This window comes from Enterobacter sp. SST3 (assembly GCF_000286655.1).
Lineage (GTDB): Bacteria > Pseudomonadota > Gammaproteobacteria > Enterobacterales > Enterobacteriaceae > Enterobacter > Enterobacter roggenkampii.
Genome location: NZ_ALNS01000005.1, coordinates 91,822 through 116,269, shown reverse-complemented (window position 1 = coordinate 116,269; position 24,448 = coordinate 91,822). Strand labels below are relative to the sequence as shown.

21 protein-coding genes are annotated in these 24,448 nt (G+C 55.8%); 11 read left to right on the top strand and 10 right to left on the bottom strand.

What is annotated here, in order from left to right; all coding sequences use genetic code 11:
• Nucleotide 1: 1 nt before the first annotated feature.
• The 3 genes from ssuD to ssuE are packed head-to-tail and all read right to left on the bottom strand — an operon-like array spanning nucleotide 2 to nucleotide 2,674.
• Complete coding sequence (ssuD, locus tag B498_RS17965) at nucleotides 2-1,147, bottom strand: FMNH2-dependent alkanesulfonate monooxygenase (protein ID WP_008499942.1); 1,146 nt, start codon at nucleotides 1,145-1,147, stop codon at nucleotides 2-4.
• On the bottom strand, nucleotides 1,144-2,106 hold the full coding sequence (locus B498_RS17970; RefSeq protein WP_008499941.1) for a sulfonate ABC transporter substrate-binding protein: 963 nt from the start codon (nucleotides 2,104-2,106) through the stop codon (nucleotides 1,144-1,146). The genes ssuD and B498_RS17970 overlap by 4 nt, the downstream gene beginning before the upstream one ends.
• Nucleotides 2,099-2,674, bottom strand: a complete 576-nt coding sequence (gene ssuE / locus B498_RS17975) for an NADPH-dependent FMN reductase (RefSeq protein ID WP_008499940.1) — start codon at nucleotides 2,672-2,674, stop codon at nucleotides 2,099-2,101. Before ssuE ends, B498_RS17970 begins: the two co-directional genes overlap by 8 nt.
• 248 nt (nucleotides 2,675-2,922) lie before the next feature.
• On the opposite strand from ssuE, the gene pyrD reads away from it, so the two are divergent.
• Together pyrD and zapC are read left to right on the top strand one after the other, a co-directional pair.
• Nucleotides 2,923-3,933 carry a quinone-dependent dihydroorotate dehydrogenase gene (gene pyrD / locus B498_RS17980; protein ID WP_008499939.1) on the top strand — a complete coding sequence of 337 codons (1,011 nt, stop codon included), beginning with the start codon at nucleotides 2,923-2,925 and terminating at the stop codon, nucleotides 3,931-3,933.
• A gap of 166 nt (nucleotides 3,934-4,099) precedes the next feature.
• On the top strand, nucleotides 4,100-4,642 hold the full coding sequence (gene zapC / locus B498_RS17985) for a cell division protein ZapC (protein ID WP_008499938.1): 543 nt from the start codon (nucleotides 4,100-4,102) through the stop codon (nucleotides 4,640-4,642).
• Here zapC and B498_RS17990 read toward each other — a convergent pair.
• Complete coding sequence (locus B498_RS17990; protein WP_008499937.1) at nucleotides 4,639-5,748, bottom strand: YcbX family protein; 1,110 nt, start codon at nucleotides 5,746-5,748, stop codon at nucleotides 4,639-4,641. The two genes, zapC and B498_RS17990, sit on opposite strands and share 4 nt — an antisense overlap.
• 98 nt (nucleotides 5,749-5,846) lie before the next feature.
• Here B498_RS17990 and rlmKL point away from each other — a divergent pair, with 98 nt between their 5' ends.
• From rlmKL to rmf, 6 genes are all read left to right on the top strand, one after another.
• Nucleotides 5,847-7,955: a bifunctional 23S rRNA (guanine(2069)-N(7))-methyltransferase RlmK/23S rRNA (guanine(2445)-N(2))-methyltransferase RlmL gene (gene rlmKL, locus B498_RS17995; protein ID WP_008499936.1), complete on the top strand. Its 2,109-nt coding sequence runs from the start codon at nucleotides 5,847-5,849 to the stop codon at nucleotides 7,953-7,955.
• 12 nt (nucleotides 7,956-7,967) lie between these two features.
• Nucleotides 7,968-9,875: an ABC transporter ATP-binding protein gene (locus B498_RS18000; RefSeq protein ID WP_008499935.1), complete on the top strand. Its 1,908-nt coding sequence runs from the start codon at nucleotides 7,968-7,970 to the stop codon at nucleotides 9,873-9,875.
• A 13-nt stretch (nucleotides 9,876-9,888) separates the two neighbouring features.
• Nucleotides 9,889-11,142 (top strand): membrane integrity-associated transporter subunit PqiA, encoded by a 1,254-nt coding sequence (gene pqiA, locus B498_RS18005; protein WP_008499934.1) that lies wholly within the window; start codon nucleotides 9,889-9,891, stop codon nucleotides 11,140-11,142.
• 4 nt (nucleotides 11,143-11,146) lie between these two features.
• On the top strand, nucleotides 11,147-12,787 hold the full coding sequence (pqiB, locus tag B498_RS18010; protein ID WP_008499933.1) for an intermembrane transport protein PqiB: 1,641 nt from the start codon (nucleotides 11,147-11,149) through the stop codon (nucleotides 12,785-12,787).
• The gene (pqiC, locus tag B498_RS18015; RefSeq protein WP_008499932.1) at nucleotides 12,784-13,350 is read left to right on the top strand and encodes a membrane integrity-associated transporter subunit PqiC; all 567 of its coding nucleotides are present in this window, start codon (nucleotides 12,784-12,786) and stop codon (nucleotides 13,348-13,350) included. Before pqiB ends, pqiC begins: the two co-directional genes overlap by 4 nt.
• 255 nt (nucleotides 13,351-13,605) lie before the next feature.
• The gene (gene rmf, locus B498_RS0121195) at nucleotides 13,606-13,773 is read left to right on the top strand and encodes a ribosome modulation factor (protein ID WP_013097261.1); all 168 of its coding nucleotides are present in this window, start codon (nucleotides 13,606-13,608) and stop codon (nucleotides 13,771-13,773) included.
• Between the two features lie 70 nt (nucleotides 13,774-13,843).
• Here the strand turns inward: rmf and fabA are convergent, their stop codons facing one another.
• A complete protein-coding gene (gene fabA / locus B498_RS18020) occupies nucleotides 13,844-14,362 on the bottom strand; it encodes a 3-hydroxyacyl-[acyl-carrier-protein] dehydratase FabA (protein WP_008499931.1) in 519 nt (172 codons plus the stop codon).
• Nucleotides 14,363-14,430: 68 nt separating this feature from the next.
• Nucleotides 14,431-16,191 carry an AAA family ATPase gene (locus B498_RS18025; protein WP_008499930.1) on the bottom strand — a complete coding sequence of 587 codons (1,761 nt, stop codon included), beginning with the start codon at nucleotides 16,189-16,191 and terminating at the stop codon, nucleotides 14,431-14,433.
• 186 nt (nucleotides 16,192-16,377) lie between these two features.
• On the opposite strand from B498_RS18025, the gene matP reads away from it, so the two are divergent.
• Nucleotides 16,378-16,830, top strand: coding sequence for a macrodomain Ter protein MatP (matP, locus tag B498_RS18030; RefSeq protein WP_008499929.1), 453 nt, complete (start codon nucleotides 16,378-16,380; stop codon nucleotides 16,828-16,830).
• 66 nt (nucleotides 16,831-16,896) lie between these two features.
• Here matP and ompA read toward each other — a convergent pair whose 3' ends face one another.
• Nucleotides 16,897-17,952, bottom strand: a complete 1,056-nt coding sequence (gene ompA, locus B498_RS18035) for a porin OmpA (protein ID WP_008499928.1) — start codon at nucleotides 17,950-17,952, stop codon at nucleotides 16,897-16,899.
• Nucleotides 17,953-18,306: 354 nt separating this feature from the next.
• Nucleotides 18,307-18,816 (bottom strand): SOS-induced cell division inhibitor SulA, encoded by a 510-nt coding sequence (sulA, locus tag B498_RS18040; RefSeq protein WP_023618859.1) that lies wholly within the window; start codon nucleotides 18,814-18,816, stop codon nucleotides 18,307-18,309.
• Nucleotides 18,817-19,033: 217 nt separating this feature from the next.
• Here sulA and B498_RS18045 point away from each other — a divergent pair, with 217 nt between their 5' ends.
• Nucleotides 19,034-19,660, top strand: coding sequence for a TfoX/Sxy family DNA transformation protein (locus B498_RS18045; RefSeq protein ID WP_008499926.1), 627 nt, complete (start codon nucleotides 19,034-19,036; stop codon nucleotides 19,658-19,660).
• Here B498_RS18045 and yccS read toward each other — a convergent pair.
• Nucleotides 19,617-21,779, bottom strand: coding sequence for a YccS family putative transporter (gene yccS / locus B498_RS18050; RefSeq protein ID WP_008499925.1), 2,163 nt, complete (start codon nucleotides 21,777-21,779; stop codon nucleotides 19,617-19,619). The genes B498_RS18045 and yccS overlap by 44 nt on opposite strands.
• A gap of 19 nt (nucleotides 21,780-21,798) precedes the next feature.
• Nucleotides 21,799-22,245, bottom strand: a complete 447-nt coding sequence (locus B498_RS18055) for a YccF domain-containing protein (RefSeq protein ID WP_008499924.1) — start codon at nucleotides 22,243-22,245, stop codon at nucleotides 21,799-21,801.
• 123 nt (nucleotides 22,246-22,368) lie between these two features.
• On the opposite strand from B498_RS18055, the gene helD reads away from it, so the two are divergent.
• Nucleotides 22,369-24,423, top strand: coding sequence for a DNA helicase IV (helD, locus tag B498_RS18060; RefSeq protein ID WP_008499923.1), 2,055 nt, complete (start codon nucleotides 22,369-22,371; stop codon nucleotides 24,421-24,423).
• The last annotated feature ends 25 nt before the right edge of the window (nucleotides 24,424-24,448 follow it).

The window sequence follows — 24,448 nt, the reverse complement described above, 5'->3', positions numbered from 1 at the left end:
CTTAGCTCTGTGCGGCTTTGCGTGGAATAAATTCGTTTGCCACGGCTTCGCCCTGCAGCTGGAGCTGCTGCGGCTGCGGAACCTCCGGAATGGCGACATCAAGATGCGGGAACAACAGCTCGCCGACCTTGTACGCCTCTTCCAGGTGCGGATAACCGGAGAGAATAAAGCTGTCGATGCCCAGTTCGGCGTATTCATTGATGCGCGCGGCCACGGTCGGGCCGTCGCCGACCAGCGCCGTACCCGCACCGCCGCGCACCAGGCCGACGCCCGCCCACAGGTTCGGGCTGATCTCCAGATTCTCGCGCTTGCCGTTGTGCAGGGACGCCATCCGGTGCTGCCCGACGGAGTCGGTTTTGGCAAACGCGGCCTGCGCCTTTGCGATGGTCTCGTCGTCCAGATGGGAAATCAGGCGGTCAGCGGCCTGCCAGGCTTCTTCATTGGTTTCGCGCACAATCACGTGCAGGCGGATACCGAAGCGCACCTTGCGGCCATGGGCGGCTGCTTTGGCGCGGACCTGAGCAATTTTTTCTTTCACCAGCTCAGGCGGTTCGCCCCAGGTCAGATAGAGGTCGACCTGCTCCGCCGCCAGATCCTGGGCTACATCCGACGACCCGCCAAAATAGAGCGGCGGGCGCGGCTGCTGCACCGGCGGGAAGTAGAGCTTCGCGTCGCGAACGTGAATATGCTTGCCTTCAAAGGTGACGGTTTCCCCTTCCAGCAGGCGTCGCCAGACGCGGGTGAACTCGGCGGAGGCCTCATAGCGTTCGGTATGGTCGAGGAACACGCCGTCGCCCGCCAGCTCCTGTGGATCGCTGCCCGTCACCAGGTTAAACAGGGCGCGGCCGTTGGACAGCCTGTCCAGCGTGGCCGCCTGACGTGCCGCCACGGTAGGGGAGACGACGCTCGGGCGTAACGCGACAAGGAACTTCAGACGCTGGGTGACCGGGATCATCGACGCGGCGACCAGCCAGGCATCTTCACATGATCTTCCGGTTGGGATCAGCACCCCGGTGAAACCGATTCGGTCCGCCGCCTGTGCAATCTGCTGCAGGTAGCCATGGTCAACCGGGCGTGAACCCTCTTCTGTACCAAGATAGTGTCCATCACCGTGGGTGGGTAAAAACCAGAAAAGATTCAGACTCATGATTTAGCTCCTTCTTTGCCTGCGGGTTGCCAGATGCGTTCGCGAATAGTGACCTGTTTTGGAACCAGGCGGTTTTGATAGAAGAGGTCAGCCGTTTGTTGCTGAAGTGCGGCGACGTGTGCGTCCACCGGCGTAATGGTGGTCGGCGGACGGTGGTTGAGATAGCTCGCGATCACCGGCTCAGGTAAGCCCATGGTTTTCGCCAGCAGGGCAATGCTCTCCTGACGCTGGCTCTGAGTCAGGGCATCGGCCTGGGTAAAGGTATCCAGCACGCCCTGAATAAATGCGCCGTTCTTTTCCGCATAAGGGCGCGCGGCCAGATAGAACGAGCCGGTCTGCTTCAGCGTGGTACCGTCTTTCAGCACGCGAACGCCACCCTGCAGCAATGCGGCGGAGTAGTACGGGTCCCAGATGGCCCAGGCATCAACGTTCTTCTGCTGGAACGCGGCGCGCGCGTCAGCGGGAGTCAGGTAGACGGGCTGAATGTCGGTGAACTTAAGCCCGGCCTCTTGCAGAGCGCGTAGCAAAAGGTTGTGTGAGCTGGAACCTTTCTGGAAAGCGACCTTATGGCCTTTAAGATCGGCGACGCTTTTAATGTCGCTTTTTTCAGGCACCAGAATGACTTCGGCCTTAGGCTTTGGCGGCTCAACGCCAACGTAGAGGAGGTCCGCTCCCGCGGCCTGGGCGAATATAGGTGGGATATCGCCCGTGCTGCCGAGATCGATACTGCCCACGTTCAGGGCCTCCAGCATCTGCGGGCCGGCCGGGAACTCCACCCAGGAGAATTTGGTGTCCGGGAAGCGTTTTTCCAGAAGCTGGTGGCTTTTTGCCAGCACCATGCTGACGCTGCCTTTCTGATACCCGATACGTAAACTTTCCGGAGCCGTTTCTGCGGCATGGGCCAGCGAGGTAAGCGCCATCAAACCGGCCAGTCCGATGCGGGTTAACGTTTTAAACATGTGCGACTCCTTGAGGCTGACCAAACGCCGGGGCCTGGATATCCCGGCGATGCAGGGCATGCCAGAACGTTTCCAGAGCATTATCGAGGCGGGTTTGCAGGTTAGGCGTAAAGTGGGGTTTGTGTTGATAGTCGATGACCTGTGAGTCATCGGCGAAAACGCCGTGGAGGATCTCCTGCGCTTTCAACGCGTTCAGCACCGGCTTCAGGGCATAATCCACGGCCAGTAAATGGGCAACCGTACCGCCCGTTGCCAGCGGCAGCACCACCTTGCCGTCCAGCGCGCGTTCCGGAAGCAGATCGAGCAGGGTTTTCAGGGCCCCGGAAAAGGAGGCCTTATAGATGGGCGTTGCTACGATCAGGCCGTCCGCGCCGTTAAGTTGCTCAATGAGGGTTTTCAGCGCGGGGCTGTCGAAACGGGCGTAGAGCAAATCTTCAGGTTCGAAGTTATGCAGGTTCCAGTGGCACACTTCCACATCCAGAGCATTCAGTTTTTCACGGGCATATTCCAGCAGGGCGCTGGAGCGCGACGGGAATCGTGGACTTCCGGCCAGGGTAATGACGCGCATACTTCCTCCTTATAACTAATTGTTTGCTTTTATCTAACATTCATAACAATTTTAAGGAGTGTGACACCGCGCGTTTATTCCACTAAATGATTTATCTGCAATTAAAATGCGAAAAAGTGCATAAGAAATAGACGGGGAGGTAAACGATTGCGTTTTACGCGGGTTTTTTGCCGCAGGTCAATTCCCTTTCTCGCCGGGATCGCCCATAATCCCCTCCCGGTTTGCACACCGGGAATCCAGGAGAGTTCATGTACTACCCCTTCGTTCGTAAAGCCCTTTTCCAGCTCGACCCTGAGCGCGCTCATGAATTTACATTCCAGCAATTACGTCGTATTACCGGCACGCCTCTGGCCGCGCTGGTGCGCCAGCATGTGCCGGTAAAACCTGTGCAGTGCATGGGGCTGACTTTTAAAAATCCGCTGGGTCTGGCGGCCGGTCTGGACAAAAATGGCGAGTGCATTGATGCCCTGGGCGCGATGGGCTTTGGCTCCATTGAAATCGGTACCGTCACCCCGCGCCCGCAGCCGGGAAATGACAAACCGCGCCTGTTCCGACTGGTGGAAGCCGAAGGGCTGATCAACCGCATGGGCTTCAACAACCACGGTGTTGATCACCTGGTCGAGAACGTAAAAAAAGCCCACTTTGACGGAATACTGGGCATCAATATCGGCAAAAATAAAGACACGCCGGTCGAGCAGGGTAAAGATGACTATCTGATTTGTATGGAAAAAGTCTACGCCTATGCCGGTTATATTGCGGTGAATATTTCCTCACCCAATACCCCGGGCCTGCGATCCTTACAATATGGTGAAGCGCTGGACGATCTTCTGAGTGCCATTAAAAATAAGCAAAATGAACTCCAGGCGATCCACCACAAATATGTTCCGGTCGCGGTTAAGATCGCCCCGGATCTTTCTGCCGAAGAATTGATCCAGGTTGCCGACAGTTTGGTTCGCCATAATATTGATGGTGTAATTGCGACCAATACCACGCTCGATCGTTCCCTCGTGCAGGGAATGAAAAACTGTGACGAAGCGGGTGGGTTAAGTGGCCGTCCGGTGCAATTAAAAAGCACCGAAATTATTCGTGCCCTGTCTGCGGAATTAAATGGCCGCCTGCCGATTATTGGCGTCGGCGGCATTGACTCCGTGATTGCTGCGCGTGAGAAGATGGCGGCGGGTGCGTCACTGGTGCAAATCTATTCCGGCTTTATTTTTAAAGGACCGCCGCTGATTAAAGAAATCGTTACGCATATCTAATCTTTTCTCGTAATCAGACAACCGGGGCTTTATTTCCAGCCCTGGTTGTTTTATATTCCGTCACTGTTGCTTATTTAGACATTATAGTCTTTTATTAATGGTGTTATAAACGAAGCGGAAAACAGGACATTTTTAGTACAGGACGTTTCGGGGACGGGAGAGAAACATGCGAATTAAACCTGACGATAACTGGCGCTGGTATTTTTGCGACGAGCATGACCGAATGATGCTCGACTTAGCCAATGGCATGTTGTTTCGCTCTCGTTTTGCCCGCCGAATGTTAACCCCGGACGCTTTTTCCCCGTCAGGCTTTTGCGTTGATGACGCTGCGCTTTATTTCTCCTTAGAGGAAAAATGTCGCGATCTGATGCTCTCGAAAGAGCAGCGCGCCGAGCTGGTATTAAATGCGCTGGTGGCTATCCGTTTCCTGAAGCCGCAAATGCCAAAGAGCTGGCATTTCCTGCCGCACGGCATGAACTGGACCCCGGCAACGGGAGATGCGGCCAGCGTCAACCTGAGCGATACCGCAGAAGAGGTGAGCCTGCTGGTGGTAGAGCCAGGCGAAAATGCCGCGCTCTGCCTGCTGGCCCAGCCTGGCGTGACGATTGCCGGGCGGACGATGCAGCTCGGGGATGCCATTAAGGTCATGAACGACAGGCTGAAGCCCCAGCTTCGCGTGGATGCCTTCAGCCTCGAGCAGGCGGTTTAAGCTTCCAGCTGTACGGACGTTTTCGGGACGCAGCTACAGCACAGAATTGTGCCGTCATTTCCAATTGCCGACTTTTTCAACGCACTCACTTCGCCATCCACCAGTCTGATACGACAGCATCCGCAAATGCCCGCGCGGCAGGAATAGGGTATGCGGATCCCCGCTTGTTCCAGCTGCTCAAGCAGTACCTGCTGGTTGTTACCCCGGATGACGTTGCCCTGCCAGTGAATATCTACCGCAGAGGCGACGTTCGTCTCAACGTCGACAAACTCCTCCTCCTGACCCGAGCCGTACACTCTCGCTGGCCCACGAGCAAGAATTTCGACCTCATCGCCGACGCGGATCGCGCCGCTGGAGCGTGGGATCAGGTTCTGGCCGAAATCGACATCGCCATTATCCTGCGCGGTGCGGAATGATTGCAGGGTTTTCAACGGTTCGCCGGAAGGATGCTTCTGGCCTTTCTCCGGGCTCACCGTCGTGAAAATGCAGCGGCTGCACGGCTTCACAACGTCAAAAATGACGCTGCCGATGCGGATCACTTTCCAGGTATCTTCATCCCAGGCATCCGCGCCGGTGACGACCAAATTCGGTCGAAACTGTTCCATCTGCACGCTGGCTTTGCAGCGGCCTTGTAAATCACGCAGCGAGGCTTCGTTCGTCAGCAGGAACGGGAAGCCATCGGCGAAGGAGAGGGGAACGGCGTCGTGGCGCTTTACGCGACGCGTCAGTTCAGGCCCAACCCAGCGCAGCTGCACGTCGCGGGAGAAGAAGCCGCTCAGCCAGCGGTTAATCTCATCCGGGGCGATGCGCGCGGTAAAATGGTTTCCCCACACTTCCGTTGGCGCATCGACGGGCGCAAAATCAGCAAAGCGAATCACCGCGCTGGAACCGTCCGGCGCGGTAAGATGCAAACCGTCGTGAAGCGGGGAAGGGGTAAAGCGAACCATCTGAGGGAACTGGCGTGCGGTAATAAACGTACCGTCAGGCTCGGTGACCATAAAAATTCGATCGAAGGCGAATCCGCTCATGTCGGCCAGCGCGTGAGAGACGCCGATGCCGCGCATGGATTTCACCGGATGAATAAAAAGCCTGGATAACGTCGCCACTGCACACTCCCTCGAATGAAAATAAGCCTTCAACTTTATGACATACACGCCATATTAGCTATAATGCGCGACAATTTTCTAAGAGTAAAAGTGACGATATGAATTCTCTGTTTGCCAGTACGGCCCGTGGGCTGGAAGAGCTGTTAAAAACTGAACTGGAAAGCCTGGGCGCACAAGAGTGTCAGGTGGTTCAGGGTGGTGTCCATTTTGAGGGCGACACGCGGCTTATTTACCAGAGCCTGATGTGGAGCCGCCTGGCGTCGCGCATCATGCTGCCGATGAAGGAGTGCAAGGTTTATAGCGACCTTGACCTCTACACCGGCGTACAGATGATCGACTGGACAGAGATCTTCACCCCGAATGCCACCTTTGCGGTGCATTTCAACGGCGTGAACGACGAGATCCGCAACAGCCAGTACGGTGCCCTGCGCGTAAAAGACGCCATTGTGGACTGCTTTACGCGTAAAAATAAGGAACGTCCGAACGTCGATCGTGAAAATCCGGATCTGCGTATTAACGTCTGGCTGAACGGCGACACGGCGAGTATCTCTCTCGATCTGAGCGGTGCGGGCCTGCACCTGCGCGGCTACCGCGATCGCACCGGTATGGCGCCGATCAAAGAAACGCTGGCTGCCGCCATCGTAATGCGCTCCGGCTGGCAGCCGGGCACGCCGCTGCTCGACCCGATGTGCGGTTCCGGTACCCTGCTGATTGAAGCGGCCATGCTGGCCACCGACCGCGCCCCGGGGCTGCATCGCGGTCACTGGGGCTTCAAAGGCTGGGCGCAGCACGATGAAGCACTCTGGAAAGAGGTCAAAGACGATGCGCAGACCCGCGCGCGTAAAGGCCTGGCGGAGTACACCTCCCACTTCTACGGCTCCGATAGCGACCCTCGCGTCATTGAGCGCGCGCGCAGCAACGCCCGCCGTGCCGGTATTGGCGAGCTGGTCACCTTCGAAGTGAAAGACGTGGCAAACCTGACCAACCCGCTGCCAAAAGGCCCGTACGGTACGGTGATCAGCAACCCGCCATACGGCGAACGTCTCGACAGCGAACCGGCGCTGATTGCCCTGCACAGCCTGCTGGGCCGCAACATGAAGGACCACTTCGGCGGCTGGAACCTGTCTCTGTTCAGCGCCTCGCCGGAACTGCTGAGCTGCCTGCAGCTGCGTGCCGACCGCCAGTTTAAGGCGAAAAACGGCCCGCTGGACTGCGTGCAGAAAAACTACCATCTGGCGGAGAAGGCGGCCGACAGCAAGCCGTCCGGCGTGGCGGAAGATTACGCTAACCGTCTGCGCAAGAACCTGAAGAAATTTGAGAAGTGGGCGAAGCAGGAGGGCATTGAATGCTACCGCCTGTATGATGCCGACCTGCCGGAGTACAACGTGGCGGTTGACCGCTACGCGGATTGGGTGGTGATTCAGGAATATGCGCCGCCGAAAACCATTGATGCGCAAAAAGCGCGTCAGCGCATGCTGGACGTTATTGCCGCCACCATCGCCGTGCTGGGTATTGCGCCAAACAAGCTGGTGCTGAAAACCCGCGAGCGTCAGAAAGGGAAAAATCAGTACCAGAAGATGGGCGAGAAGGGCGACTTTATCGAAGTGGGCGAATATAACGCCCGTCTGTGGGTCAACCTGACCGACTATCTGGATACCGGCCTGTTCCTCGACCACCGTATCGCCCGCCGCATGCTGGGTCAGATGAGCAAGGGCAAGGACTTCCTGAATCTCTTCTCCTATACCGGCAGCGCCAGCGTGCATGCGGGTCTGGGCGGCGCGCGCAGCACCACCACGGTGGATATGTCCCGCACCTATCTGGAGTGGGCGGAGCGAAACCTGCGTCTTAACGGCTTAACCGGGCGTCAGCATCGTCTGATGCAGGCTGACGTGCTGGGCTGGCTGCGCGACACCGACGAGCAGTTTGACCTGATCTTTATCGATCCGCCGACCTTCTCCAACTCCAAGCGCATGGAAGATAGCTTTGACGTTCAACGCGATCACCTGCGCCTGATGACCGACCTGAAGCGCCTGCTGCGTAAAGGCGGCACCATTATGTTCTCGAACAACAAACGCGGCTTCCGTATGGATCATGACGGCTTAGCAGCCCTGGGACTGAAAGCACAAGAAATCAGCCAAAAAACGCTGTCTCAGGACTTTGCCCGTAACCGTCAAATCCATAACTGCTGGTTGATTACCGCGGTCTGAAAGGAAAAATAAATGTCTTTAATTAGTATGCACGGCGCGTGGCTCTCTTTCAGCGACTCACCGCTTCTCGACAATGCAGAGCTGCACATCGAAGATAACGAGCGCGTCTGTCTGGTGGGCCGTAACGGCGCGGGTAAATCCACGCTGATGAAAATCCTTAACCGCGAACAGGGCCTGGATGACGGGCGCATTGTTTACGAGCAGGATCTGATTGTCTCCCGCCTGCAGCAGGATCCACCGCGTCACGTGACCGGCAGCGTGTACGATTTCGTGGCGGAAGGGATCTCCGAGCAGGCTGAATACCTGAAGCGCTATCACGAGATTTCGCATCTGGTGATGACCGATCCGAGCGACAAAAACCTCAACGAGCTGGCAAAAGTGCAGGAGATGCTCGATCACCACGGTCTGTGGCAGCTTGAAAACCGCATTAATGAAGTGCTGGCGCAGCTCGGGCTGGAACCCGACATGGAGCTGTCGGCGCTCTCCGGCGGCTGGCTGCGTAAAGCGGCCCTGGGTCGTGCGCTGGTCAGCGGGCCGAAGGTGCTGCTGCTGGACGAACCGACGAACCACCTGGATATTGAGGCGATCGACTGGCTGGAAGGCTTCCTGAAAACCTTCAGCGGCACCATCATCTTTATCTCGCACGACCGTTCGTTTATTCGCAATATGGCGACGCGCATTGTCGATCTCGACCGCGGCAAGCTGGTGACCTATCCCGGCGATTACGATACGTATCTGCTGGAAAAAGAAGAAAACCTGCGCGTGGAAGAGCTGCAGAATGCGGAGTTTGACCGCAAGCTGGCGCAGGAAGAAGTCTGGATCCGCCAGGGCATCAAAGCCCGCCGTACCCGTAACGAAGGCCGCGTGCGCGCCCTGAAGGCGATGCGTCGCGAGCGCAGCGAACGCCGTGAAGTGATGGGCAGCGCCAAAATGCAGGTGGAAGAGGCGTCCCGTTCCGGCAAGATTGTCTTTGAAATGGAAAACGTTAACTATCAGGTTGACGGTAAAGTGCTGGTGAAAGACTTCTCGGCACAGGTTCAGCGCGGCGACAAAATTGCGCTCATCGGCCCGAACGGCTGCGGTAAAACCACGCTGCTGAAACTGATGCTCGGCCAGCTGCAGGCCGATAGCGGCCGCATTCACTGCGGGACCAAGCTGGAGGTCGCCTACTTCGACCAGCACCGCGCGGAGCTGGATCCGGACCGTACGGTGATGGACAACCTCGCCGAAGGCAAGCAGGAAGTGATGGTGAACGGCAAGCCGCGCCACGTGCTGGGCTACCTGCAGGACTTTCTGTTCCATCCGAAGCGTGCCATGACGCCGGTGCGCGCGCTGTCAGGCGGTGAGCGCAACCGTCTTCTGCTGGCGCGCCTGTTCCTGAAGCCAAGCAACCTGCTGATCCTCGATGAACCGACCAACGATCTGGATGTCGAAACGCTGGAACTGCTGGAAGAGCTGATTGACGGTTATCAGGGTACCGTGATGCTGGTCAGCCACGATCGTCAGTTCGTTGACAACACCGTGACCGAGTGCTGGATCTTCGAAGGTGAAGGGCGAATTGGTCAATATGTCGGCGGTTATCACGATGCAAAAGGGCAGCAGGCACAGTCGCTGGCGACGAAGCAGTCAAAGTCCAAAATAAGTTCTGAACCTGCTGTAACAAAAGCAGAAACTGTCAAGAAAACCTCGGCTAAACTAAGCTATAACCTGCAGCGCGAACTGGAGGGGCTACCGCAGCGTCTTGAAGAGCTGGAGGCTGCGCTTGAGGATCTGCAAAAACAGGTTGCTGATGCGTCATTCTTTACCCAATCGCATGACTATACTCAGAAAGTATTGGCTGAAATGTCCGCGGCTGAAAAAGCCCTGGAAGACGCCTTTGAGCGCTGGGAGTACCTTGAGTCTCTGAAAAACGGCGCATAAACAGGGATAACATATGTGTGACCAGCACCATGCCGACAGGCATATTTTATGCTCGCAATGCGATATGCTCGTGGCGTTGCCAGAGCTTGGTCACGGACATAAAGCCCTGTGTCCACGCTGTGGCGCGACGTTGACAACCGAGTGGGACGCGCCGCGGCAGCGTCCCACTGCTTACGCGCTGGCAGCACTATTCATGCTGCTGCTCTCTAATCTCTTCCCCTTCATCTATATGAAGGTGGGGGGGATCACCAGTCAGGTGGATCTGCTTGAAATCCCGGGCGTGATGTTCTCGGAAGATTACGCCAGCCTGGGGACCTTCTTTCTCCTGTTTGTCCAGATAGTCCCGGCTTTTTGCCTGGTCGTCATCCTTTTGCTGGTGAACCGCGTCAGGATGCCGGCACCGCTGAAAATCCGACTTGCGCGTATTCTGTTTCAGCTCAAAAGCTGGGGGATGGCGGAGATCTTTCTGGCGGGGATCCTGGTCAGTTTCGTGAAGCTGATGGCGTACGGCGACGTGGGGATTGGCAGCAGCTTTATTCCCTGGTGTCTGTACTGCGTCCTGCAGCTGCGCGCTTTCCAGTGCGTGGACAGACGCTGGGCGTGGGATGATATCGCCCCGGCACCGACGCTTGCGCAGACGGTGAAGGTCGGCGTGCCCGGCATTCGCCAGGGGCTTCGCTCGTGCCCGTGCTGTACCGCCGTGCTGCCCGCCGATCTCGACGTTTGTCCGCGCTGCGAAACGAAAGGGCACGTGCGCCGTAAAAATAGCCTGCAGTGGACGATGGCGCTGCTGGTCACGTCCGTCATGCTGTATCTGCCAGCCAATATTCTGCCAATCATGATCACCGATTTGCTCGGCGACAAAATGCCCTCGACGATCCTGGCCGGGGTGATACTGCTCTGGGGCGAAGGTTCCTATCCGGTCGCTGGCGTCATCTTTATCGCCAGTATTATGGTGCCCACCTTAAAAATGATCGCCATCGCCTGGCTCTGTTGGGATGCGAAAGGTCATGGGAAACGCGACAGCGAACGCATGCACCTGATTTATGAAGTGGTCGAGTTTGTCGGACGCTGGTCAATGATTGACGTGTTTGTCATCGCCGTTCTCTCTGCGCTGGTGCGGATGGGCGGTTTGATGAGTATTTATCCTGCGATGGGGGCTTTAATGTTTGCACTGGTCGTGATCATGACCATGTTTGCGGCCATGACCTTCGACCCTCGTTTATCGTGGGATCGTGAGCCTGAATCAAGCCATGAGGAAGAGTAAGAGCATGGAAAATAAGAGTGGAGAGGCGAAAGTGCAGAAGGTCAAAAACTGGTCTCCGGTGTGGATTTTTCCCATCGTGACTGCGCTGATCGGTGCCTGGATCCTGTTTTATCATTACAGCCATCAGGGGCCGGAAGTGACGCTGATAACCACCAATGCCGAGGGGATTGAGGGCGGTAAAACGACCATCAAAAGCCGTAGCGTGGATGTGGGCGTGGTGGAAAGCGCAACCCTGACCGACGATTTAACCCATGTGGAGATTAAGGCGCGCCTGAATGCCGGCATGGAAAAACTGCTGCACGGCGATTCCGTTTTCTGGGTCGTTAAGCCGCAGGTGGGGCGTGAAGGGATCAGCGGCCTGGGGACGCTGCTCTCGGGTGCCTACATTGAGCTGCAGCCGGGCGCTAAGGGTAACCAGCCGGCCCAGTACCAGCTTCTGGATTCACCGCCGCTTGCACCGCCTGATGCCAAGGGCATCCGCGTGATCCTCGACAGCAAAAAAGCGGGTCAGCTCACGGCGGGCGACCCGGTTCTGTTCCGCGGCTACCGCGTCGGGTCGGTTGAGAAAAGCACGTTTGATCCACAGAAACGCGCGATCAGCTATCAGCTCTTCATTAATGCGCCAAACGATCGCCTGGTCACCAGCAACGTCCGCTTCTGGAAAGACAGCGGGATCGCGGTAGATCTGACTTCGGCAGGCATGCGCGTTGAAATGGGTTCGCTGACCACGCTGTTTGGTGGCGGCGTGAGCTTTGACGTGCCGGAGGGCCTGGATTTAGGGCAGCCGGTCGCAGAGAACACCGCTTTCCGTCTCTTTGACGATCAAAAAAGCATTCAGGATGCGCTCTATACCGATCACGTTGACTTCCTGATGTTCTTTAAAGACTCCGTTCGCGGCCTGCAGCCGGGGGCGCCTGTTGAGTTCCGCGGCATTCGTCTCGGTACGGTTGGGCAAGTGCCGTTCTTCGTTCCGGGCCTTCAGCAGGTGCTGGATGATGATTACCGCATTCCGGTACTGATCCGCATTGAACCGGAGCGTCTGCTTAATCAGATTGGTGAAAATCAGGATATCGCGACTCATATCACCCAGCTGATGGAACGCGGTCTGCGCGGGTCGCTGAAAACCGGCAACCTGGTAACCGGTGCGCTGTATGTGGATATGGACTTCTACCCGAAAGCACCGCCGATTACCGGTATCCGTGAATTCGGTGGCTACAAGATCATCCCAACGGTGAGCAGCGGTCTGGCGCAGATCCAGCAGCGTCTGATGGAGACGCTGGATAAGATCAACAATCTGCCACTGAATCCGATGATTGAAGCGGCAACAAACTCGCTGAGCGAAAGCCAGGCAACGATGCGCCGTCTGCAAACCACGCTGGATAACATCAACAAGATCACGGCGAGCCAGAGCATGCAGCAGCTGCCGCAGGACATGCAGAAAACGCTGCGTGAGCTGAACCGCAGTATGCAGGGCTTCCAGCCGGGATCAGCGGCCTATAACAAGATGGTGGCAGATATGCAGCGTCTTGATCAGGTCCTGCGTGAACTGCAGCCGGTGCTGAAAACGCTCAACGAGAAGAGCAATGCGCTGGTGTTCGAAGCGAAAGATAAAAAGGATCCTGAGCCGAAGAGGGCAAAAGAATGAAAAAATGGCTATTGATGGTTGGCGCTCTGCTGTTAACGGCGTGCAGTTCAGGGGGAGATAATAAAAGCTATTATCAGCTGCCTGTGGCAACCCACAGCGGTGGGCAAAGCACGGCCAGTCAGGGAAACCGCCAGCTGTGGGTTGAGCAGGTCGCCGTGCCGGATTATCTGGCAGGAAACGGCGTGGTCTATCAGACCAGCGACGTGAAATACGTGATTGCAACCAACAACCTGTGGGCCAGCCCGCTGGATCAGCAGCTGCGCAACACGCTGGTGGCCAATCTGGGCAGCCAGCTTCCGGGGTGGGTAGTCGCATCGCAGCCGCTGGGTAACGATCAGGATACGCTGAACGTCACCGTAACGGGCTTCCACGGCCGTTATGACGGTGCGGTGGTCATCAGCGGGGAGTGGTTGCTGAACCATCAGGGGCAGCTGATTAAGCGTCCTTTCCATCTGGAGCTGAAGCAGCAGAAAGATGGCTATGACGAAATGGTGAAAGTCCTAGCTCAGGGATGGGCGCAGGAGTCGGCCAGTATCGCGAGAGAGATTTCCCGGCTGCCATAAGTAAAATTCATCATCAGAAACCGCAATCGGTCTGTCGCTGATTGCGGTTTTTTTTCGTTTTCAACTCAGGTTGTTACTTGTGCCACGTCACAATTTTTGTACAAATGAACTTCCAGCTAGCTCACAAATATGACACCCGTATGAATTTTGAACATTGACGATGCGACTAATTCGGGGTATTCGTTATCTGTGCCTGTGCAGATAGTGCAGACACTGTTTTCTTTCCACCAGACAAAAGAATGAGGGAAACGAGGCATGAAGAGACAGAAACGAGATCGCCTGGAACGGGCTCATCAACGTGGTTATCAGGCCGGCATCGCTGGACGTTCTAAAGAAATGTGTCCTTATCAGACGATAAATCAAAGGTCACAATGGCTTGGAGGCTGGCGAGAAGCCATCGGCGACAGGGCACTCATAGCCTGATAACGTCTCTTTCAAAAAAGAAACCTCCGCAATGCGGAGGTTTCGCCTTTCTGGAGGTGCGAAAGCACGATCAGAACGCGGACGTGTCCTGGAACAGGCCAACCTTCAGGTCGCTTGCGCTATAGATCAGACGACCGTCTACCAGCACTTCGCCATCTGCCAGACCCATAATCAGGCGGCGGTTAACGATGCGCTTGAAGTGAATACGATAGGTCACTTTCTTCGCCGTAGGCAGAACCTGGCCGGTGAATTTTACTTCGCCCACGCCCAGCGCGCGGCCTTTACCTTCACCACCCAGCCAGCCCAGATAGAAGCCAACCAGCTGCCACATGGCATCCAGACCCAGACAGCCAGGCATTACCGGATCGCCAATAAAGTGGCAGCCGAAGAACCACAGGTCCGGGTTGATATCGAGTTCTGCTTCTACGTAACCCTTATCGAAGTTGCCGCCGGTTTCGGTCATTTTCACGACACGGTCCATCATCAGCATGTTCGGGGCCGGTAACTGTGGGCCTTTCGCGCCAAACAGTTCACCGCGACCAGAGGCAAGAAGATCTTCTTTTGTATAGGATTCGCGTTTATCTACCATGTTCTCAGTAAGCCTTATTTTAGTGAAGGACGCAGGATAGCTAACACGTGTACGCTGAACAAGTCCGATCAGTTCGAACTAAACCAGCCCAGCCAGCGTAACGGCCATGGATAACGGTGACGAGCATCCTGCTGTGTTGCCTGAGCAATGCGCTCCTGGATAGTCTGCATCAGGGTGGTTTGCCCTTCGCCATACCATACCAGGTTTGTCAGTAAGGGTAGTGCATCCTCAATCCCTTCGATGGCCCAGATAGCGAACTGCTCTTGTTCAACCGCATCCAGAATTTCCTGGCTGAGGCTTAAATGGCGTGCGTTGGGAGCCGGAATAATCACACCCTGCTTGCCGTTTAAACCGCGCTGCTGACAGATAGAGAAGAAGCCTTCAATTTTTTCGTTGAGGCCACCCACAGGCTGCGCACGACCGAATTGATCCACCGAACCGGTGATCGCGATGTTCTGATTGATGGGCACTTCCGCCAGGGCGCTGATTAAGGCGCACAGTTCAGCCATAGAGGCGCTATCGCCATCCACTTCGCTGTAGGACTGCTCAAACGTCAGCGAGGCGGAGAAGGGGATCTGTTGCTCAAGCTGCAGTTCAGACATCAAAAATGCCTGCATGATCATCATGCCTTTGGCGTGAATGTTTCCGCCCAGCTCGGCTTTGCGTTCGATGTCGGTAAACTCGCCATCGCCAATATGCACAACGCAGCTGATACGGGACGGCTCCCCGAACGCGCGCGGATGGCCAGGAAATTCAATCACCGACAGGGCGTTAATCTGCCCGACGCGTTCGCCTTCGGTTTCCACCAGAATTTGTTCCAGCAGAATTTCATCCTGCATGCGGTCAGCAAGATAGCCTTCCCGCCACTCTCGTTGAGCCAGCATCTGGGTGAGTTGTTCTCCGGTGAACGCACCGTTACCGCTAATCACACCCACTTCACGCAGCTGCTTGCCGATCCAGAGCGGGCAGAGTGGCAGCGTTTCCTGGTCACCGGTATAGCGCACCGCTTCGCGGATCAGGCCTGGCCACGCGTCAGCCGCAGGCGTTGGCAGCGCAAAACGTTCGGCAACGGCCATCACCCACTGACACCACTGCGCCATATCGTCGGCATCGGCAATCTGGATATTGTCTTCGTATTCGCTATATACCGCCTGCTCAGCCAGTTCAGGCTCCATTTCCTGGAAGTCTGCCAGCGATTCACGGTCGCCCGTCAGCACGACGGTTAATGACAGCGGCATAGACGGAACCGAGACAGGCAGAGGACGAGACTCATCGTAGCCGACCCAGTCGAAACGCTGCTGATGCACGATGGTTTTCAGACGCATCCACAGCAGCGGCTGCGAGAGCAGGGTACGCAGCGAGATGATCAGGACACCGCCATTTGCGCGATGTACCAGCCCAGGCTGCAGCGAAAGCTCGCCGTTAAACTGGCGCAGACAACCAAAGAGTTGTTCAGCCTCGACCCAGTTCGCGGTAATCACCTCGCCCTTAGCGGCAAAAAGGCCGTCGGCCTGCGCCGCCGGTTCGAAAGTAACATCATGTCCAGCGATACGATACTGGCCGCCAAAAACGGCGTTCGCTTCCGGCTTTAGCTGACGCACGGCATCCCCGAACAACGTCAGGTATTCCGCTTCTTCCGGGGCTTTGAGCAGCATGAAAGGCGCAGTTGCCCAGGGGCTTAATACCTGCTCCAGCGCATAATGCAAACGGGGCTGCGTATCGCTAAGGATGAATTCGTGTTCTTTTGCGAGATCTGGCTGTGCAAACAGTTCCTGATAACTTTCGGTATCCGGAACAAGGTCACGCCATGCAAGTTTCGTAATGGTCAAAGTTGATGTTTTTTAGTCAGATGTAAAAGCGTGGAGTATACCGTAAGCGGGGGGCTGTACCCAAGCAGGATTGGGGATTTCGACAGGGTGATTAGCTGCATTCACTCACAGGATATGATTTCTTTTCAGCAGATTGCTAAAAAACTGATATTCTGAACAGAGTTACGTGGTAACACTGAGATCGCAATGAAATATCAACAACTGGAAAATCTCGAAAGCGGCTGGAAATGGAAGTACCTGGTCAAAAAGCACCGTGAAGGGGAGCTGATCACCTGCTACATCGAAGCCAGCGCTGCGCAAGAAGCCGTGGATATTTTGCTGACCCTCGAAAACGAACCGGTACAGGTCAACGGCTGGATTGAGAAACACATTAATCCTGCGTTGTTAAACCGGATGAAGCAAACTATCCGCGCGCGACGCAAACGGCATTTTAATGCTGAGCACCAGCACACTCGCAAAAAATCAATCGATCTGGAATTTGTTGTCTGGCAGCGCCTGGCCGGGCTGGCACAACGACGGGGTAAAACGCTGTCGGAAACCATCGTGCAGTTGATTGAGGATGCAGAACATAAAGAGAAGTACGCCAACCAGATGTCGACACTGAAGAATGACCTTCAGGCGCTGTTGGGTAAAAAGTAGTTTTTTTTACTTTTCTTCAGACAATAAAAAACCCCGCATTGCGGGGTTTTTTTATAAGACGATAACTTATGCCGCTGGCTGAGTTACAACGTCTTTGATGCCTTTAACTTCGATCTCTACGCGACGATCTGGAGCCAGGCAGTCGATCAGTGCAGCGCGAGCTTTCACGTTGTCACAGGTGTTGCCAGTAACTGGGTTAGATTCGCCCATACCACGTGGGGAGATCTTGTTAGCTGGGATACCTTTAGAGATCAGGTAATCAACAACAGACTGAGCACGTTTCTCAGACAGTTTCTGGTTGTAAGCGTCAGAACCGATGCGGTCGGTGAAGCCCAGAACCACTACAGAACCGTCTTTAGGATCCAGGTTGCTCAGCTGGGTGTACAGCTGATCCAGTGCCTGCTGGCCTTCTGGTTTCAGAGTCGCTTTGTTGAAGTTGAACAGAACGTCAGACTTCAGAGTGAAGTGCTTGGTCTGTACTTCTGGAGCTGGAGCCGGCGCTGGAGCAACAACTGGAGCTGCTTCTTCCTGCTGGCCGAAACGGTAGGAAACACCTACGCTCAGCATGCCGTTGTCTGGACGAACACCAACGGTGTTGCCGTCGCCGATGTTGTTAACCCACTGGTATTCCAGACGGGTAGCGATGTCACGGGTCATAGCCCACTCAACGCCACCAGCGAATACTGGGGAAACACCGGTGTCATGGTCGTCGCCAGCGATGCTGTTGCTGGAGTCAGCGCGCCATACCATGCCGCCCAGACGGGTGTACACGTCCAGATCGTCAGTTACTGGGTAACCCAGTTTAGCGGTCAGCTGAACGCCCTGTGCTTTGAAAGCGCCGTTTACGGTGTCGCCTTTGTATGGCATACGACCTAACCAGTCGTAACCCATTTCAAAACCAACATACGGGTTAACCTGATAGCCACCGAACGCACCTGCACCAAGCTGGCTCTCGTGAGTTGGGCCATCATTGTTCAGGCTGCTGTTGTACCAGCCGGTGTCGTGGAACTGAGACCAGCCCAGTTTACCACCTGCATACCAGGTATTATCTTTCGGAGCGGCCTGCGCTACGGTAGCGAAGCCAGCCAGTGCCACTGCAATCGCGATAGCTGTCTTTTTCATTTTTTGCGCCTCGTTATCATCCAAAATTCGCCATGAAAGTCTCAAGAGAGAATCACGGTTAAATCCTTCACCGGGGGGCGTGGTCAAATATAAAACTACCGATATCTTCGGCTTAGGCCGAGCACCCCTGGCGATGTAAAGTCTACAACGTAGCTGAAAACTTACAAGTGTGAAGTCCGTCAGGCATATGAAAAAAAAAGTTCCGTATACCGATTATTTAACATTTTTTGAACGAATTTTGTGCAATAAAATTAAGGAGAACCGCACCAGACAAGCCTTGCCGCAATTTTAAGGCCGGGAACTAAAATCCCATCTTGCGGTCAAAAAAAATTCCAGGAAAAATCTTAATTTCACTCAATGATACAAATTTGAGTGAATTTTTAGCCCTGAAAGTTGTCCTCTGCGGTAAGAATCCGATCGAACCGGACGCATAATGAACCCGATCGCATTCCCTTCTTCAGCGGCTTCAGTCAGTCGGAAATGTTCCTCTTCCGTCAATTCTTCCGGTAACCAGCCAATCACCACGCTGTAATTTCCTGTGCGTAACGCGCGGATCATCGACTCAACGGTATCGCAAGGCGAAAGTTGATTAATCTGCATGACCTTGGTCAGCGGAAGGCCTGCGGATTGAACCCACTCGCGACTCAGCTTTTGCTGAGGCGTGAGCCAAAGCTGCCAGCGTGATTGCTGACCGAGCTGTTGTAATAATGGCAGTAAAAGAAGTTGCGTTAACAAGGGCTGGTCTTCACGATAAACCACTTCACTGATAAGCCCTGTGGAAACACGCTCGACGGAATTCTGCGCGACATTGCCTGCGGCAGAAGAGAGAGAGGTTGCGCGATTTGCATAGCCTGAAGTGTGCATATTCATTCCAGCCCTGTGGTTACTGTATGGATATACAGTAACTCCTGTATGCCCAAAGATCAACCTCATTTTCGGAAAGCGACTCGCAAAATTCATTCAATCTTGATGCCCCTCGAAAAATCATCTTGCTCAACGACGATAAGTTGCCTATTTTCCTGCTAACGGATCCGCTAGTAAGAAATTTCGTTGTTAGCCTATGATTTTGAAGGGAAATATCATGAAAAAGATATCTTATGAACGGATTTATAAATCCCAGGAATACCTCTCTCCGTTGGGCGAGATTCATCATCGCGCGCTGTTTGGCGGTTACACCCTGGCGGTCGATGATGCGGTCTTTGCCATGGTGTCCGATGGCGAACTTTACCTTCGCGCGTGTGAAGAGAGTGCAAAATACTGTGTAAAAAATGCTTCCTCCTTCTTGACGTTGATGAAGCGAGGCCGCCCGGTGCTGCTCAACTATTATCGTGTGGATGACGGATTATGGCAGGACAGGGAGCGGTTGCTTCAGCTCTCCTCGTTTGCACTCAGTGCGGCAAGGAAAGAGCGCTACCAGCGTCATCAACGAACCCGTCTTAAGGATCTGCCGAACCTGACCTTTCAGCTTGAAGTTTTGCTCTTTGAAGCCGGTATCACCAATGAAGAAACGCTGCGGGCGCTGGGTGCCAGAGCGAGCTGGCTGAAGATGCGGGCAAAGAATAAAGCACTCAGTATAAAAGTGCTCTTTGCGTTGGAAGGAGCTATCGAAGGGCTGCATGAGGCGGCACTCCCGGCAGGTATCCGCCGGGAGCTGACGGAGTGGTTTAATGCGCTGCCTGAGCCGCAGGAGAGTCGTTCCTCCAGGTAGCGATGTGCTGTTGCAGCCGGCAAATTTCAGGCAGCAGAGCGATCAGCAGGCCTATCTGCTGAAGAACCAGCGGCGCTTTGCTGTCATTTCCCGGGTCAAGATGCGCAATGCGTTGAGCCAGTTCATCCAGAGCCTGTCGAACGCGCGGTTCATCGGCCGGGCGGTGATGAAGCGCATCATCGACATAGCAGACGGCGTCATCGAGGAGGTTGAGAACCGCCGGGTTAGTGAGCTTCTCGCGGTGGGCCCCCAGCGTCGAAATATAGCTGGTGAAGGTATGGTTAAGGCAGAGCAGGCGGAACGCTGTCTCACGAATCTCAGCCGTGGCGCGCGGCTCCGTTGACATGTTAGAGACAACGGAGGCCAGTTCAGCATCACTGTTGTGCGCGTCGCGACGTGCTATCCGGTAAGCCAGACGGTTATCGCGGCCCTGGTGGTACTGCTCCAGAATTGCGTCAAGGTAACGACAGTTGGCATTCATCGCCCTGTCTACCACGCGCGGCAAATTGCGAAAACGCCAGTCCGGCCAGATAAAGCTGACCGCGGCCCAGGCAATCGCGCAGCCAATCAGCGTATCAATCACGCGGGGCAGGGCGACTTCAAACCCTTCACCCAGCAGATTAAAGCAGAGCAGCACCAGCAGCGTGATGAACATGGTGGCATGGGCGTACTGCACGTTGCGAAACGCGAAAAACAGCACGCCGGTGATCACGATCAGAATCAGCTGCCCTTCGACGGAAGGCACGAAATAAAGCACCGGCAGGCCGATTGCGACGCCGACCAGCGTGCCGATAATGCGCAGCGCAAGACGGTGTCGGGTGGCGTTATAGTTCGGCTGGCAGACGAACAGGCTGGTCAGCAGGATCCAGTAGCCATGATGCAGCCCGGTTATCTGGATAAAGGCATAACCCACGCACAGCACCAGCGACATTCTCACCGCGTGGCGGAAGAGAGCCGACTCCGGGGTAAAGTTGCGGCTCAGGCGTAGCCACATATCGCTAAAACTGTGCACGCTGTCATCAGCAAGCTGATTGTCGACCTCACTGCCCGGAAGCGCCATCGCCTGCTCCGACTCGATGGTCGCCAGCTGAGCATCAATTGCCCGCAGGTTGTTGAGCAGAAAGCCCAGCGCTTTGATGTGTTCCGGCGACGTTCCGCTGGCCTGAACGCGGTCGAGTGCCGCATCAAGATGGCTAAATACGCGTTCAAAACGTGGATCATGCTGATAGGGCGTGCGCAGCAGAATGGAGCGCGAGAGCTGCTGGCACGCCTGGGACTGCATGGAGAGCAGGCGCTGGAAGCGGAACATCACGTCGCTGTAGCGGAACTTCTCTCGCAGGGCGGCATACTGGACGTGCGAGGAGCTGGCGCGTTCATGAATGTCCTGGGCGGCAAAATAGTAGTGTAAGGTTCTTCGCGTTCCGCGCTGACCGCGATCGCCGCGCAGACGGGTCAGCAGAGAGGCTTTTGTCTGGTTAAGGGTGGCGACCAGTTGACCATTTGCCAGCGCCAGATCGTAGAGCAGCGCCTGGCTTTCTTCCTCGATATCCGGGTCGAACAGCCGGGATTTCAGTTCCAGATAGTGGGCTAGCTGCTCAAAGCTGCGGGCAAGGTTGTCCTGCAGAGGGCGAACAGGGAAAATCAGATGACCGGTTAAGGTCAGCAGGTTATACCAGATGGCGCCGAGCAGCAGCAGAACCGGCTGCTGGTACCACTGGTCGTAGAGGGATGCGCCCAGCATGGTATAGATGGCAATCAGCAGGGCGCCAAACGCGATAGTGGCGTAGCGCTGCCCAAGGCCGCCCAGCAAAATAAACCCGCTGGTTGAGAGCGTCAGACCCAGGGCAAATAGCCAGGGCCAGGGGAAAAGTAACTCAACGGACGCTGACGCAATAAAAAAGCAGACGAGCGTGATGACCAGGTTGCGTAAACGCCCGGCCAGACGATCGTCCAGGTCCGCCAGCGCCCCGGCCACGACGCCCAGCGTGAGCGGGATGGTGAGCTTGACGTCATTCAGCCCCCAGGGCAGGGCAACCGTGCCGCAGAGTGCGATAAATATCCTGACGTTATAAAGCCAGGTGCTGTTCCAGGTATAACGGCGAAGCAGTGGGCTTAGCATAAACGCGGCCAGTCCTTAGTTACTGAAAACGACGACGCGCATTGGCTTCACGCGCCGCCTGGGCCACTTCGACCGGAACAACCCTGCGCCCGACGGGCCAAAGAGCGATAGCGGCGATCTTAAAGTTCGCGATCCCCACCGGAATACCAATAATCGTGATGCACTGCGCAATACCCGCAAAAATATGCATGATGCAGAGCCACCAGCCGAAGAAAATCAGCCACAGAATGTTAAGCAGGGTACCCCCCGTATTCATCAGGGCGTTTTTGCTCTCCGGATTCAGCTCGTCAACGTGGATGGCTTCATTCCCGTAGGGGACGAAGGAGAGTTTTGTGATTTCCCAGCAGGAGCGGGTCAGGGGGAGCGTAAAAATCAGGACGATGCTCACCAGCGTGGCAAAAAGCCAGGAAAGGGTGGTGGCAAAACCGCCCAGCACAAAATTCAACACATTCAGAACGGTACGCATAAACCCTCACTTCCTTTCGATAAAATTAACGCCCAATGATTGTAACGTTTTTTTAGGCTGGAGCACCTTAAAACTGGCAGTTACACTGTCAGGTAAATTATCTCTTCGTGGATTTGGCGGAACATGGAACTGAAAGCAACGTCGTTAGGCAAACGTCTGGCGCAACACCCTTACGACCGGGTGGTTCTCCTCAATGCCGGGGTAAAAGTCTCTGGAGAACGCCACGAATACCTTATTCCGTTTAATCAGCTTCTGGCTATCCACTGCAAACGCGGGCTGGTGTGGGGCGAACTCGAGTTCGTACTGCCTGACGATAAAGTCGTGCGTCTTCACGGCACCGAGTGGGCAGAAACCCAGCGTTTCCATCATCACCTGAACGCGCTCTGGCAGCAGTGGAGTCAGGATATGAGCGTGATTGCCGCCGGAGTGCTTCAAAAGGTGTTGGACGATATCGCGCAAAGCAACGCGCAGCATTCGTGGCTCACCCGTCAGCAGACCGCCGGGTTGCAGCAAAAGATCCGGCAGGCACTCTCGGCGCTGCCGTTATCCGTGGCGCGTCTTGAGGAGTTTGACAATTGTCGCGACGCCTGGCGCCAGTGCCAGGCCTGGCTGAATGATAAGGATAAAAGCCGACTCGCCCATAATCAGGCCTGGACGGACGCCATGCTCACCCAATACGCCGACTTTTTCAGTACGGTGGAGTCTTCTCCGCTTAATCCGGCTCAGGCGCGCGCGGTGGTCAACGGCGAGCAGTCGCTGCTGGTGCTGGCGGGGGCCGGTAGCGGTAAAACGTCGGTGCTGGTTGCGCGTGCCGGCTGGCTGTTGACGACCGGGGAAGCGGTCGCCGATCAAATTCTGCTTCTGGCCTTTGGCCGCAAGGCGGCCCAGGAGATGGACGAACGGATCCAGGAACGTCTGCATACCCGGGATATCACGGCCAGAACCTTCCATGCCCTTGCCCTGCATATTATTCAGCAGGGCAGTAAAAAAGTGCCTGCTATCAGTAAGCTGGAAAACGACGCGCAGGCGCGCCAGGCGCTGTTTATCAAAACGTGGCGCCAGCAGTGCAGTGAGAAAAAGGCGCAGGCGAAAGGGTGGCGCCAGTGGCTCGAGGAGGAGCTCAACTGGGACGTGCCGGAGGGCAGCTTCTGGCAGGATGACAAACTGGCGCGTCGGCTGGGTTCACGGCTTGACCGCTGGGTCAGCCTGATGCGAATGCACGGCGGAACGCAGGCAGAGATGATTGAAAGCGCGCCGGAGGCGATCCGCGATCTGTTTTCGAAGCGGGTCAAGCTGATGGCGCCGCTGCTGAAGGCCTGGAAAACCGCGCTGAAAGCGGAAAATGCCGTCGATTTTTCCGGCCTAATCCACCAGGCCATCATCATTCTTGAGAAGGGGCGCTTTGTCAGCCCGTGGAAACATATTCTGGTGGATGAGTTTCAGGACATCTCTCCGCAGCGCGCAGCCCTGCTTTCGGCGCTACGGGCGCAAAATAAGCATACTTCGCTGTTTGCGGTGGGTGACGACTGGCAGGCCATCTATCGCTTCAGCGGGGCGCAGCTTTCGCTGACGACCGCATTCCACGACTATTTTGGCGAAGGCGATCGCAGCGATCTGGACACCACCTACCGCTTCAATTCACGGATTGGTGAAATCGCCAACCGCTTTATCCAGCAGAACCCGCATCAGCTGGCAAAGCCGCTCAATAGCCTGCGGGCAGGGGATAAAAAAGCCGTGACCCTGCTGGCGGAAGACCAGCTGGAACCGCTGCTGGACAAGCTCAGCGGCTACGCGAAGCCTGATGAACGTATCCTGGTGCTGGCGCGATACCATCACCTCAAACCCGAGGCGCTGGAAAAGGCGGCCACCCGCTGGCCGAAGCTGCAGCTTGAATTTATGACGATTCACGCCAGCAAAGGGCAGCAGGCCGACTATGTGATTGTCATGGGGCTGAAAGAGGGGAGCGACGGTTTCCCGGCCCCGGCCCGCGAGTCGGTCATGGAGCAGGCCCTGCTGCCGGTGCCGGAAGACTTTCCGGATGCCGAAGAGCGGCGTTTGCTGTATGTGGCGATGACCCGCGCGCGCCATCGCGTGTGGCTGCTGTTCAATAAAGAAGAGCCATCCGTGTTTGTCGATATTTTGAAGAGTATTGATGTGCCGGTGGCGCGGAAGCCGTAACGCCGCCGGGCATGGATGGGTAGGC